General features: G+C 35.6%; 12 protein-coding genes and 2 pseudogenes. 12 read left to right on the top strand and 2 right to left on the bottom strand.

The annotated features are described in order from the left end of the window. Together C406_RS0112960 and C406_RS20770 are read right to left on the bottom strand one after the other, a co-directional pair. Window positions 1–577 (bottom strand): annotated as a pseudogene (locus tag C406_RS0112960) (HTH domain-containing protein); the annotation flags it as partial. A 119-nt stretch (window positions 578–696) separates the two neighbouring features. Further along, window positions 697–897, bottom strand: coding sequence for a hypothetical protein (locus C406_RS20770; protein ID WP_017381064.1), 201 nt, complete (start codon window positions 895–897; stop codon window positions 697–699). Window positions 898–934: 37 nt separating this feature from the next. Here C406_RS20770 and C406_RS0112950 point away from each other — a divergent pair, with 37 nt between their 5' ends. The 12 genes and pseudogenes from C406_RS0112950 (at window position 935) to C406_RS0112895 (ending at window position 13,272) form a co-directional block, all read left to right on the top strand. Further along, the gene (locus tag C406_RS0112950; RefSeq protein WP_017381063.1) at window positions 935–2,719 is read left to right on the top strand and encodes a sensor histidine kinase; all 1,785 of its coding nucleotides are present in this window, start codon (window positions 935–937) and stop codon (window positions 2,717–2,719) included. Between the two features lie 7 nt (window positions 2,720–2,726). Next, window positions 2,727–3,905 (top strand): response regulator, encoded by a 1,179-nt coding sequence (locus C406_RS0112945; protein WP_017381062.1) that lies wholly within the window; start codon window positions 2,727–2,729, stop codon window positions 3,903–3,905. A 50-nt stretch (window positions 3,906–3,955) separates the two neighbouring features. After that, the gene (locus tag C406_RS0112940) at window positions 3,956–5,236 is read left to right on the top strand and encodes an ABC transporter substrate-binding protein (protein ID WP_017381061.1); all 1,281 of its coding nucleotides are present in this window, start codon (window positions 3,956–3,958) and stop codon (window positions 5,234–5,236) included. Window positions 5,237–5,365: 129 nt separating this feature from the next. Next, on the top strand, window positions 5,366–6,832 hold the full coding sequence (locus tag C406_RS0112935) for a glycoside hydrolase family 68 protein (RefSeq protein ID WP_017381060.1): 1,467 nt from the start codon (window positions 5,366–5,368) through the stop codon (window positions 6,830–6,832). A 175-nt stretch (window positions 6,833–7,007) separates the two neighbouring features. Beyond that, the gene (locus C406_RS0112930; RefSeq protein WP_443146802.1) at window positions 7,008–8,501 is read left to right on the top strand and encodes a glycoside hydrolase family 32 protein; all 1,494 of its coding nucleotides are present in this window, start codon (window positions 7,008–7,010) and stop codon (window positions 8,499–8,501) included. Between the two features lie 320 nt (window positions 8,502–8,821). Beyond that, the gene (locus tag C406_RS19945; RefSeq protein WP_026045698.1) at window positions 8,822–9,097 is read left to right on the top strand and encodes a serine hydrolase; all 276 of its coding nucleotides are present in this window, start codon (window positions 8,822–8,824) and stop codon (window positions 9,095–9,097) included. 147 nt (window positions 9,098–9,244) lie between these two features. Further along, window positions 9,245–9,505 (top strand): annotated as a pseudogene (locus C406_RS21345) (nucleotidyltransferase domain-containing protein); the annotation flags it as partial. Window positions 9,506–10,747: 1,242 nt separating this feature from the next. Beyond that, window positions 10,748–10,873, top strand: coding sequence for a hypothetical protein (locus tag C406_RS21270; RefSeq protein WP_017381057.1), 126 nt, complete (start codon window positions 10,748–10,750; stop codon window positions 10,871–10,873). Window positions 10,874–10,885: 12 nt separating this feature from the next. After that, complete coding sequence (locus C406_RS0112910; RefSeq protein ID WP_017381056.1) at window positions 10,886–11,314, top strand: GatB/YqeY domain-containing protein; 429 nt, start codon at window positions 10,886–10,888, stop codon at window positions 11,312–11,314. 288 nt (window positions 11,315–11,602) lie between these two features. Further along, window positions 11,603–12,007 (top strand): hypothetical protein, encoded by a 405-nt coding sequence (locus C406_RS0112905; RefSeq protein WP_017381055.1) that lies wholly within the window; start codon window positions 11,603–11,605, stop codon window positions 12,005–12,007. 208 nt (window positions 12,008–12,215) lie between these two features. Beyond that, complete coding sequence (locus C406_RS0112900; RefSeq protein WP_017381054.1) at window positions 12,216–12,398, top strand: hypothetical protein; 183 nt, start codon at window positions 12,216–12,218, stop codon at window positions 12,396–12,398. A 343-nt stretch (window positions 12,399–12,741) separates the two neighbouring features. Next, window positions 12,742–13,272, top strand: coding sequence for a D-glycero-alpha-D-manno-heptose-1,7-bisphosphate 7-phosphatase (locus C406_RS0112895; RefSeq protein ID WP_017381053.1), 531 nt, complete (start codon window positions 12,742–12,744; stop codon window positions 13,270–13,272). Window positions 13,273–13,474: the final 202 nt, after the last annotated feature.

Here is a 13,474-nt window from a genome sequence, read left to right as displayed (position 1 = left end):
TCTTCACGAATCGCACGACTCTCAATATTTTCGATCCACTCATAATATCCACTTCGGCTGACATCGGCCATTTTACAAAGATGAGAAACCATATTCTTCAGCTGATATTTTCGAATGACATGATTTATGATTTCGTATTTCTCATGTGATTCTAGAACTATTTCTTCACCTTCCCTTCTAGTTCTTCTAGCTTTTTTAGCAGCTCCAGTTCGGCCTCAAGGTATTTGATCCGCGCTTCTGCCTTCTCTAACTGTTTTTCTGCAGATACGTCTTTAGTAGAAGGTCGACCAGTACTAGCTTTTCCGCGGCGCTCCTCCTGAAAACCCAATTCCCCATGAGTGTTAAATATTTTTCTCCAACGAGCTACTGATGATTGAATCTTCTTGGTTCCAATAACCTCAAGGTCAAATCCATTTTCAGTAAAGATTTGAACAGGACCTTTTCCAGCCAAATTTTCTTTCACTGCACGAACTTTAAAGTCATAAGTGTATTGGATTGTACGATCAGACACAGAGGTCACATTAGGATTTGATTCAATTTGTCTTACTTGATGTTCATTGAATATAATTTTGCTCATCTGAAAAGCTCCCGTCCATAATAGGTATCTTCAAGTATAACGGGTCTATGAATAGAAAGAACCCCGGATAGAGTCACTTTTTTTAAAGTGTCCACTATTCGGGGTTCAGTTCATACCTATCATTGGGGTGTTTTTTTCATGCCTATTTTAAGGTCAAGCACCATACTTCTAAGACTACTAGCATTACAGTTGTATAAACTCATCACGTTTGTCCATGTCCGAAAGGCTGAATAATTACTATTATGTTCAGAATTCCAATCGCTAGATAGTGGATCATTTAATGTCATCCATACTTCTATTTCTCTTTCGTAAAAAGGCATGTTAATTTGGCTCCATGAACGAAAGGAGAATCTTCACTTGAAAAGCATTCAAAGTCGCTTATTTCTTATGCTGCTTACTTTTATCATCCTACCGTATTTTTTATCTGTTCTATTCATTTATGGATATACGAAAAATAGTGTTGAACAGCTTGAGCTCGAAATCAGTCACGATCAAATGGATAATTTGTCTGAAGAACTGGAGCTGTACTTTAAAGATATGATCAATCTTCCGTATATTTTATACAGGAATCCTGATTTATTCCGAATTTTTAACAATGGTTTTGAAGACTCGATTTATTTCAACCCAATTGCGATAGAAAAAAGCATAGAAACTTTTTATCTGATGAGAAACGAAATCCGTCAGGTTCGCTTTTATCTTGATAAAAATAAAGAATCGTTTACAGTTTATAATGCAATGATCAGTGCTCGTAAGTCTCAACCAGATTTAATGAAGCAAGATTTGATGAAAAAGCTTTATAACTCTAACTTAAAGTTCATAATTGAGCCTCCCAATCAGCTTGAGAATTATAATAATGCTGCGATTGTTCCCCAGTCGGACAACACAATGGTTATGACGATTCACCATAAAATAGTAGATGTGCCTTCAAACGAATTTCTTGGAATAATTACTATTGATATCGATTTGGATGCATATGCTTGCATATGTAACAGCCTTGTTCAGGAAGATGAAGAGTCTGTATTTCTTATTGATTCAAATGATCGTATCATGTACGCGAGTGATTCAGCCCTTATCGGTAAATCCATTAATCCTGATTTACTTAAGAGGATCAATGAGGCAGGCGGTGATACGAGTGAGGAAATTATCATATCCAAAATGTTATCAGGACCACTAAATCAATGGAAATTAGTTAAGATAACCCCTAGTCAGGTATTATTTAATGATGTCAGGCAGACCGCATATATAAACATATTTGTTGGGATAGGGGTAGGATTTCTAGGGTTATTAATGATTGGTATTATTTCGTACAGAATTACTCGTCCAATTAAACTTCTTAGCATGAAAGTGCGATCAATTGAAGGTGGAATTATGGATGTCCCCTTTGTTGACAACAGAGAAGACGAAATAGGTCATCTGGAAAAACATATGAAGGAAATGATGAACAGAATCACCCTTCACATTGACCGTGAATATAAATTGGAAATTGAGAATAGGGCAAATCAATTCAGAGCGCTAAAGTCTATTGTTAATCCTCACTTCTTATTTAACGCATTACAATCCATAGGTGCAGTTGCCTTACGATCTAATACTCCAAAGGTCTACCAATTGTTAACGTCCTTATCCAAAATGATGCGATACTCCATTCGGGCGGATCAATGGGTCTTGGTTCGAGATGAAGTGGATTATATAAAAACATACTTATCCCTTCAAATGGAACGTTTTGGAAACAATATAAACTATTCTATTAAAATAAACGACACGATTCTTGATATGACAATTCCAAGTATGATTCTTCAGCCGCTCGTTGAAAACTTCTTTAAACATTGTTATGAAGAAGGTTTCTATGATGCTCATTTATACATTTATGGAGATATAAATGGAGAATTTTTAAACCTTGTTGTAGAAAATGACAGTTCTAGTATGACACTCTTAGAGCTAAAAACACTAAGAGAAAATATCTATACAACTCCTTATGAAGGAACATATGCACAAGAGCATATAGGTCTAAAAAATATTCGTGATCGATTAGTTCTAAATTATGGACCAGGTGCTGGTTTAGAACTGGATACGAAACAGGGACAAGTTTTTTTGGTTCGTATCTTTATTCCTCTAGACGCTAATGACCAAATAAAAGGAGGATGAAGACTGTATGAAGACTTTAATTGTAGATGATGAATTTCATGTGCGAGATGTCATAAGGCATTTGGGACAGTGGAAGAAATACGGTATTACCGATATCTTAGAAGCAAGAAATGGAGAAGAGGCAAAAAGAATCATCGAAAGGGAAAATCCTGAAATCATCTTTACAGACGTAAAAATGCCTGGAATGAGCGGTATAGAATTAATCGAGTGGTTAAATACCATTTCTTATCCTGGCAAAGTAATCTTAATCACAGGGTTTGACGACTATTCGTTTATGCGTAAAGCAATTCAGTGCGGTAGTTTCGATTATTTATTGAAACCGATTGAAGCTGATGCATTTAATAAAACATTGGAGGAATCTGTTAAATCCTGGACAAATGAAGAAGAGGATCGCTGCTACAAAGAGGCAGGCGTTTATGAAGATGTTAAGAGGTTGCGTATGAATCAGGTAGTTACGAATGCTTGTATAGGGGAACCTTTCGACACGAACGAAATTACTTCATGTCTTCCCCAAACTGATGAATACGACCTTACACTAATTTCCTTTTACCAAATGCACCATTCTGATCCCTACATTCAGTTACTAGCTGACGAGCTTGTTGATCGGGGATTGGGAAATGCATATGCGCTTCAGAACGATCATAGTCTTTGTCTGGTCATTACAACACAAAGACTATGGTTATCGGTTGAGGAATGGATTAGTCATCAATTTGATATCCCTGTTCATATTGTTAGCTGTGATCCATTGAAATCATTGGAAGAAATCCCTAAATCTTTTCAGTCTTTGCAAAAAGCAGTGAAGAATCAAAACTTCAGATCCATACACAGTTTGAACAATTTGGATGATGCACGTCGTATGCAGGACATTGTTTCCTATGTAGAAACGTATTACATGGAGGAATTGAGTTTGGAAAAACTGTCAACCCGGTTCTTCTTGAGTCGTGAACATATCTCAAGAAAGTTCAAACAAGAAATTGGTATGACCCTGTCCAAATACATCATGAACCTAAGAATTGACCAGGCAAAGTATTGGTTAAGTGAACAAGACGAAAGTATTTACTCAATATCCTTAATGCTAGGCTATCGGGATGAAAATTACTTCTCAAAGCTATTCAAAAAAGTAGTTGGAATGACACCTTTTGAGTACCGAAACGGTGAGAAAAAGTTGCAAATCGAAAGTAAATAATATATATACTTTTCTGCCTTATATCATATGAAAATTACTGGGGTGAAGAGATGAAAAAAAAGATATTATACATGGTTTTGGTCGGAATAATGAGCCTATCTCTTTCGGCATGTCAAACAAAGACTGAGACGCTAACAAAAGAAACGGAGATAGCCGAGCAAAAAATCACGTTGAATGTGCGAAACCCGAAAGTTGAAATTTCCACGCAGTTCGAACAAATGGTAATAGCTTATGAAGAGGGAAATCCAAACGTAGATATTCAGATTCACACAGTAGGAGGAGCTGCTGATGACCTTGCCGATCTGAAAGCACAGATTGCTGCTGGAACAGGCCCTGATATTTTCACGAACAGTGGATACGAATATGCCAAACTGTGGAGTAAATATCTGGAGGACCTTACGGACCAACCCTGGATTGAACATGCATATGAAGATGCGTTATTACCGATGGAAATCGATGGGAAAATATATGGGATGCCGATTAACCTGGAAGGGTATGGATTCATCTATAATAAGGATTTATTTAATAAGGCAGGCATTGAAACGTTACCAAAAACGCTAACTGAATTAATAGAAGTGTCAGAAAAATTACAAAAAGCAAGCATTACTCCTTTTGCAACTGGCTATTATGAGGAGTGGAAATTGGGTGTCCATCTACTGAATATCGCTTTTGCACAACAAGAAGATCCATCTACTTTTATAGAAGGCCTAAATGATGGGACGGAAAAAATCGATAGCAATCAAAAATTCAAAGACATAATCAAGTTGTTGGACGTAACAATAAAATATGGAAACGATAATCCGTTAACAACGGATTACAATATGGAAGTAAATTCGTTTGCCACGGGAAAAGCAGCGATGATTCAACAAGGTAATTGGATTCAGCCGATGATTGATCAAATATCACCAAATATGAACATCGGGTTTCTGCCAATACCAATTAATGACGAACCTATGAATGATGCCTTGATGGTCAGCGTACCGAATTATTGGGTTGTAAACAAACAAACTACACCAGAGAAGAAGAAAGAAGCAAAGAAATTTTTAAACTGGATGGTTTCTTCAGAGCAAGGCCAAACGTTTATGACGGAACAGTTCAAGTTTATTCCTGCGTTTGAAAACATAGAGGCTAACAATTTAGGTCCGCTCTCGAATGAAACGATCCGGTACTACAAAGAAGGGAAAACGTTGTACTCTAACTGGTTTAATTTTCCTGTTGGAGTACGAGAAGAGTTTGGATTTGCCATGCAATTGTACGTGGGAAAACAACTTAATCGCGATCAATTACTACAAGAATTTCAGAAGTCTTGGGAGAATGCTTCAAGCAAATAATTCTGAAAACTAAAGGTCTCCCCCTATATCAATAAAAAACTAAATTCCAATCAATATATACCATATCCATAGAATCAAGACTAACCTATAATTTAATTTGTTACTAAAACACATTATAGGAGGAAAATTATGAACTTTAACAAACTTACCAAAAAAGCAGCAGTATTAACGCTTAGTACAGCTATATTATTAGGTGGCAGTGGATCGCAAACTTTTGCGAAACAAAAAGATACATTAGATTACAAAGAAACGTATGACACTTCACAAATCACTCGTTCAGACATGCACAACATGATTGATCAAAATGGCGATGCAAAATATACGGTCCCCGAGTTTGACGCATCAACAATAAAAAATATTCCTTCAGCAATAAAAAAAGATGAATCAGGTAACTTAATCGATTTAGATGTGTGGGATACTTGGCCATTACAAAACGCTGATGGAACAGTGGCAGAATATAATGGCTATCATATCGTTTTTGGATTAGCTGGAGACCCTAAAGATGCCAATGACACGTTTATTTACATGTTCTACAAAAAAGTAGGCGAAACATCTATTGATGCTTGGAAAAATGCTGGCAGAGTATTTGATGATAATGATAAGAATCAGCCAGACGATCCTTATTTAAAACATCAAGCAGAAGAGTGGTCCGGTTCTGCAACTTTCACATCTGATGGAGAAGTTCGCTTATTCTATACAAACCGCGAGCCGTACACTCCAGATTCAGGGCATTACGGTAAACAAACTTTAACAACAGCTCAAGTAAATCTATCAGAGCTAGATGCTGGGAAACTCCAAGTGGATGGTGTAGAAGATTACAAATCAATCTATGAAGGCGGAGACGGCACGATCTATCAAACAGTTGATAAATTTGCCGCTGATGGCGCTTCCGATGATAATCATACCTTAAGAGATCCACATTACATTGAAGAAAATGGCCGTAAGTACCTTGTTTTTGAGGCGAATACTGGGACCGAATATGGTTACCAAGGAGAAGAATCGCTATATAATCAAGCTTACTATGGTAAAAGTAATAAATTTTTCCAAGATGAAAAAAACAAACTGTTGCAAAGCCCTAAAAAGGATCTAGCTACTGTAGCAAACGGTGCAATAGGTATCATTGAAATAAATGATGATTATACATTGAAAAACGAAATGAAACCCTTGATTGTTTCGAATACAGTAACAGATGAAATTGAACGTCCGAACATATTTAAAAAGGATGGGAAATGGTATTTATTCACAAGTGCAAGAGGGTCAAAAATGACCATTGATGGACTTGATGATGAAGATATTTACATGTTAGGTTACGTGTCAAATTCCTTAACTGGAGAATACAAACCTTTAAATAAAACTGGAATTGTATTACACCAAGATCTTGATCCTAATGATATTACTTGGTCATACGCTCACTATGCTATCCCGCAAACGGAAAGTGATAATGTAGTTATAACAAGTTACATGACAAATAGAGGTTATTTTGAAGACCATAAATCTACCTTTGCACCAAGCTTCTCACTTAACATTAAAGGGGGAAAAACATCGGTGGTAGAAGATAGTATTCTTGAACAAGGCCAAATAACGAATAACGAATAATCTAATTAAAAAAAGAAGAAAATGCCAGTGGCATTTTCTTTTTTCTTTTATTACAGGAAGTTTTACTTTTAAAAAAATTGGAAAAGCGCGGTGAGTCTACTTGGCTAAAATAGTTTTTAATAAGAAAGGATATAAGTTGTTGGGTTTATTAATAGTTGGATTATTTTTAGTTATTATTATCGGAGTATTGGCCCATCTAGTCACAAAATCGGGGGAATCAACAGTGGAGCATGAAGAGCAATCGTATCGAGCTAACTACCATTTCACTACGTCTGACAAATGGAAAAACGATCCTCAGAGGCCGATTTATTTGGATGGAAAGTATCATTACTTTTACCTCTATAATGGGGATTATCCGAATGGAAACGGAACAGAATGGCGGCATGCAACATCAGAGGATTTGGTTCGCTGGAATGATGAAGGGATAGCCATTCCGAAATATACAAATGAAAATGGGGATCCATGGTCGGGATCAGTCGTTGTAGACGAGGAAAATACAGCAGGCTTTGGAAAAGACGCTCTTGTGGCGATTGTGACACAGCCCTCTATGGATGGCGGTAAACAGGAACAATTTCTATGGTACAGTACTGACAATGGAAATACGTTTACTTCCTACAGTGACGATCCTATAATGCCAAATCCAGGCACAAAGGATTTTAGAGACCCGAAAATCATCTGGGATGACAGTAAAAATAAATGGGTAATGGTTATGGCAGAAGGAACGAGAATAGGTTTTTATGAGTCTTACAACTTGAAAGATTGGGATTATACGAGTGGTTTTTCTACGGAAAATATCGGACTTGTGGAGTGCCCAGATCTTTATTTGATGCGTGCAGATGACGGGACATTAAAATGGGTACTAGGTGTCAGCGCAAATGGGAAATCGATTGGTAAGCCAAACACTTACGCCTATTGGACTGGAAACTTTGATGGAATGGAATTTTTCCCGGATCACAATGAACCGCAATGGTTAGATTATGGCTTCGATTGGTATGGTGGAGTAACGTTTGAAGATGGAACAGAAAGCGATAAATACAACAAACGTTATGCTCTCGCTTGGATGAATAATTGGGATTATGTCCATAATACCCCGACACTACAAGAAGATTTTAACGGAATGGATTCCATTGTTCGTCAAATTGAACTAAAGCATGAAGGCGACGAAATATATCATTTAGTCTCACAACCAATCGATGAATTGAATGAATTGACAAATTCAACGGACACTTATGAACAAATCGAAGTGAATGGTTCCGAAACACTTGATGTAACAGGTGATGTTTATCAATTAGAGACAGATATATCTTGGTCAGAGACCAATAATGTAGGCTTAAGACTTCGAGAATCAGCAGATCAAAAACGCCACGTTGACGTAGGAATCTCTGTAGAAGAAAAATACTCTTATGTCAATCGAGCTTTTACAGGACACCCTGATGAAAGCAACCAATATGTTGAAAGTAATGCACCATTTGACGCTAGTAAGCAATATGTTCACTTGAAGATCCTAGTTGATAAAACAAGTATTGAAGTCTTTGTGGATGATGGAAAGATAACTTACTCAAGTTTGATATTCCCGGAGTTTGATGATAAAGGAATTACCATCTTCTCTGAGGGCGGCACAGCAATCTTTAACAATGTTAAGATCAAACACCTTGGTTCGATTAATTGAAGTTCATTGTGGCGCCCAGATTTCGTAGATCAATTCAAAACAAACAACAATCGAATAGATTAAAAGGAATCTATAACTATACAGACTTATGAGATTCTTCTATATAGAGTGGAGCCATATCCAACACGACAAAATTAGTGCTGAATGTTTTGTATGGTCATTAATCAGAAATTAGTTACGATATTAGGGAAGGGAATTGTCGTAACCAACCTTACTTAGTCGATTTGATGCTTCTGTAGTTTAACAAAAGCTGTGGGATAGTCAGTGAAATACGTAGCTATGGATGATTGATATTTCCAATAATGAAAGACAGATCATGATTGAACCACATAATCAAACCTTATACACAATTCCATATTGCGTCAGTTAGGAAAAGTTACATCGGCTTTACTGTTGCATACGCTATTTATAAAGGATACATAGAATCTATAGATGATTTAGTAACAAAATATTATTCTACAAGTGAGCCGCAATTATTCGAAGATACAACTCTTAGACATCTGTTAACTCATACACATGGACTAAAATATGGTGAAGGGAAAATACTGCGAGAGTTCTTGCCGGGGAAAGTTGGGCTTATCGTGGTATTGGAATAGATACGTTGACGAAGATTGTAGAAAATGTAACTGGAAAAACAGTTGCAGAAATTAGGTTTTTAGGGAATCGAATTTCAGAGAGACTGGCTAATACGCAGAAACGAACAAAAATCTAGTTGAGGTAATTAGAGATCCCAATGATTCAATAATGATTGGAAATTCAGAAGAGATTTAAGAATTGCCTACCCACTCAATTCAGTTTGGAGTTATTCTGAAACAGGTATTCCCTATCTAAATCCAGAAATTGTACTTTTATATAAGGCGAGGAACGCAAGAGAAAAAGACCAAAAAGACCAAAAAGACTTTATGACGATTAAGGACTATCTAGATAGTGAGAAGAAACAATGGCTTCGATATGCACTTGAATTACACGAACCAGAACATAAGTGGCTTAAATATTTGTTCTAATGTCTACTCAATTAATGGTCTTATTCCCTAAAAATAGAAAATTTAAACTGGGATTGCAATATTCCGAAATACTTCAAGTATTTAGTAAACCTAAAGGAATTTAATGTGGGTCACTATAAGTGGGAATGCAATAGCAGCTATATAATCCAGTCCAAAAATAAGGGGATTAAATTGTAGGACATATTGAATTCCTATGAAAATTTAAAAAACTTTTTTATAAAAGGCTGAGCCTTGTAAGATTTAAAAGCTGTTAGCTGATCTGATCAAAATTCTCCCCTAGTAAAAAGTATAGGGTAAAGAAATTAAATGAAAAAATATGATGAAAACGTATCATTCAGTTCAGCGGATTAATCAATGTTTCTGTAACAAAAAAACCCCTATGAGAAGGCATTAGGGGTTACAAATGATATACACGGTAAAAGAAAATGAACTTTATAAGATGTACAGCTAGTTAATGTTTGGTTATACGCTTACTAAGGATGGATCATCCGAATTCTAATATCGAAAGTCTTACTTTTTTGTTTTTCTCTTTTCCATTTCTTTTTTCACCAATGGGAGAACCTTTTCTTTGACTGTCTTTTGTATTTTTGGATTATTTATTAATTTCTTGAATTTATTAAACACTTTCATCCCTCCGATTTATAAAATTTGGACCTAATTAATATGGAGTTTTTAAAAAACCTAATTCGTCTTTCATTGCTATTGTATATAAAATGATGGATTAAGTCTTGTATGTTGACCAGTAACTCGTTCGGCATTTCAAGATATGGCCGTGTTTTTTATTATTGTTATTTTCCCTTAGTGTAACGTCTGTGGGAGCCATACAGTGAATAGTGTTGATTTTAAATAAAGTCACGATGCTTATAACACGTTGTTTCATATCTTGCAAAAGGGTTTATATAATCCCATTAATAATGGGAATAGATTTACTCTGGAATTGAAGGAGGCAGTTCTTGCAATACACTTCTATGGCGTTAGATAGGTTATTACATCTACATCGTCAAATCTTTGTGGTGCGATTACAGATAAGATTTCAATATAAGCAGTTAAAATTGGTGAGGCATGGATTAGTAAAGATGGAATCAAGAAGTTAATTCAATAAATGGATCAGTAATATCCTGAAATAGAATCAGGCTTTTTTTATGTGTGGCGCCAGACTCGAGCGCATTAGATGTTCCATGATTCGCCATCCTGTTCGAGATTACAAGAACTTCTGGTTATACCAAAAGGATGCAACAGGCAATGCACATTACTGGAACTACAAACAAACGAAGAAGTGAAATTCGTCGTCTATCAGGAGCAAAGTATCCTCGAAATGGCGAAACAGGCAATATTGGCTTAAACTTAAAACTAATAAGTAGGGAATAGGACGTGATACAGATGTTAAAAGAAAAACTAAAAGCAGAATTCAAGTCTGCCATGCGAAACAAAGAAGTATTGAAAAAAGGAATTTTGACCATGATAATTTCCAATATCACTACCGCTGAAAAGGAAAAAGGAACGGAATTGACGGAAATTGAAGTGTTGGCTATCGTTCAAAGAGAACTCAAGCAGACAAAACAAGCGTTGGTAGATGCTGAAAAAGTTGAACGCCAGGACAATATCGACTACGGGAAAGAAAAAATCGCCATCATCGAAAGCTACTTGCCACAAATGATGACTGCTGATGAAATTCGTGCGTTGCTTGTTGAGAATGGTATTGGTTCTGGTACGAACATGGGTGAAGCCATGAAGGTCATCAAACCACTTGTAGCTGGTAAAGCAGACAATGCGTTGGTTTCAAAAACGGTCAAAGAAGTTATAGCTTAATCAAAAACAAAATGGGATTGAAGTGTGAAGAAGGACGGGGCTAAACGCCCTGTCTTTTTTTGTTTTCATAGAGCAAAAAATCTTGTTTTTCTTCATAATGTGTAGCCGAAGGTCGTATCAATTAAGTGCACACTTAGAAGAATTAATAGTTAAAGTTAAAAATTTTAAATATAAAGTATATTTTTTTCATACTCCACAAGATATTGATGATTTAGTAATGATAGCAAAATTAATTGAAAATATCAGTATCATTAGAATTCATCTATCGGATGTCAATTCTTTTATTACATGCTTGCTAGCGCAGAACATCAGAAAGCTGTATCACTCCAAGGAAAAGTTGGATCTATTAGCGTTAGTTTTGAATCTGCTGTTCAAAAAACACAAAAGATGCTTGTAAGAAAAGATCAGAATGTTTGGAAAGCATTGGTAGATACTGATGTATTAAGCAACTATAAATTCATATTAAATGAATGGCGGCAAAAAGGTCGATTGCAATTAACTGAGTATGAAGAGAATTTAGTGTCTGATCTAATGGCTGATGGTTATCATGCCTGCGGACAGTTTTATAGTGCACTTGTTAATGATATAAAAGTGGATGTTCCAATCAACGGTGAATTAAATAAATTGTCAGTAGGTCAGGTTCTTGGATGGAGAAAAGGGCTGAATGTTTTTAACTGTATTTCGTTAAATTAATTTTTTTAAAAGTATGTATAAAAGTCAAATTAGTTGCTAATAATAAAACAAATGACCATTTTCTTCATTATTGAATTAATAGTTTTATTAATAGACTTGTCCTTAAACTTATCAAATAGTAGATACAGTATATAAATTAAATATGTAATAGGGTTATTTATTGAGTTGCTATATGAAAGAGAAAAGAAGAAAGGAGGAAATAACTCTTATGAAAACGTTTATAAACAAATTTGCAGAAGCAATTGGCATAGGTATCATTTTACTATTATTTAATCCTGAGTTAATGGTGTTAGGATCTAGTATTAGAGAAAATGCATATGAGACGATTGTAGTTAGCCTATTAGTAATAATAATCGTTTTGATTTTAAGAAAACCCAGATCACGAGCATAATGATTGAAAAAAATAAAAGTCGTCTATTCTAAGCGAACATAACCCAACTTATTATAGGGTTAATTAATATGGAATGCTTGGGATATCTTCAATATAAGGAAACAACAATTTTAATGCTGAGTTCGGTTCAGAATTCGTACAAGAGAAAAATCCATTCAATTTCATTTTAAAACAGGATCCAGAAATGAAAAAATTCTCAAAATTAATGGATGGTAATAAAATAGAAGATTAAAAAAGTTGTTCATCAAAAAAGTGATGGACGAAATTTTGGAGATATCCCACGAAATCGCCTAACCTTGTTCATATTTGAACGGGTTTTAATATATAAAAAGGTGTGATGTTAATGAAGAAGGCTTTATTTTTGGATCGTGACGGAGTAATAAATGAAGTGCTAACGGAAAGGGTTAAATTTGTAAATAAGCCACATGAGCTATACTTCTTACCAGGTGTTCCAGAAGCAATTAAAAAATTGAATCCTTTCTTTGATTTCATATTTGTAGTAACTAATCAAGGCGGTGTTGGATTGGGATTCATGAAGGAAACTGAGCTCAATAAAATACATGACCATATGATTTCTGAATTAAAGAAGGAAGGGGCAATTATTCATGATGTGGCTTATTGTCCTCATAAACCAAAATCGGGCTGTGCCTGTCGCAAGCCAAACAGCAAATTAATTACTGACCTCAGTAAAAAGTATGATATTGATTTATTCCAATCCTACATGGTAGGAGACACCGATACAGATATTATCGCAGGGAAGAAGGCAGGTACAAAGGGAGTATTTTTGGGTAAGAGTGATCCGCTTGCAGATGCTGTTTTCCCTGACTTATTAAGTGCAGTGGATTGGATTATAGAAGATACAACAGCGAAGTAGAGCGTGCCTATGGTATTCTCTTTTTATTAAAGCCTATAATTGGTTCTTTTAAATTAACGGGTGAAGCAAAGGCTGCCTTTAAAAGGCAGCTTTTCACATGGGGTAAGAAAGTTGAATACTTCCTAATCCGTGGGTTATGTCAACCTAGGAGGAATAAGTGACACAATTACATTAAAACTATGATTAGACTGTAGGGATAGGA

It is taken from the genome of Paenisporosarcina sp. TG-14, from assembly GCF_000297555.1.
GTDB lineage: Bacteria > Bacillota > Bacilli > Bacillales_A > Planococcaceae > Paenisporosarcina > Paenisporosarcina antarctica.
The sequence above is the reverse complement of the archived record's forward strand: the minus strand, read 5'-3'. Positions and strand labels throughout refer to the sequence as shown.

Excerpts from the sequence above, each read along its gene's own strand:
- C406_RS0112910 (WP_017381056.1), top strand. The coding sequence starts at position 10,886 with ATGTTAAAAGAAAAACTAAAAGCAGAATTCAAGTCTGCCATGCGAAAC.
- C406_RS0112940 (WP_017381061.1), top strand. The coding sequence starts at position 3,956 with ATGAAAAAAAAGATATTATACATGGTTTTGGTCGGAATAATGAGCCTA.
- C406_RS0112900 (WP_017381054.1), top strand. The coding sequence starts at position 12,216 with ATGAAAACGTTTATAAACAAATTTGCAGAAGCAATTGGCATAGGTATC.
- C406_RS20770 (WP_017381064.1), bottom strand. The coding sequence starts at position 897 with ATGCCTTTTTACGAAAGAGAAATAGAAGTATGGATGACATTAAATGAT.
- C406_RS0112905 (WP_017381055.1), top strand. The coding sequence starts at position 11,603 with ATGCTTGCTAGCGCAGAACATCAGAAAGCTGTATCACTCCAAGGAAAA.
- C406_RS0112895 (WP_017381053.1), top strand. The coding sequence starts at position 12,742 with ATGAAGAAGGCTTTATTTTTGGATCGTGACGGAGTAATAAATGAAGTG.
- C406_RS0112935 (WP_017381060.1), top strand. The coding sequence starts at position 5,366 with ATGAACTTTAACAAACTTACCAAAAAAGCAGCAGTATTAACGCTTAGT.
- C406_RS0112945 (WP_017381062.1), top strand. The coding sequence starts at position 2,727 with ATGAAGACTTTAATTGTAGATGATGAATTTCATGTGCGAGATGTCATA.
- C406_RS21270 (WP_017381057.1), top strand. The coding sequence starts at position 10,748 with ATGCACATTACTGGAACTACAAACAAACGAAGAAGTGAAATTCGTCGT.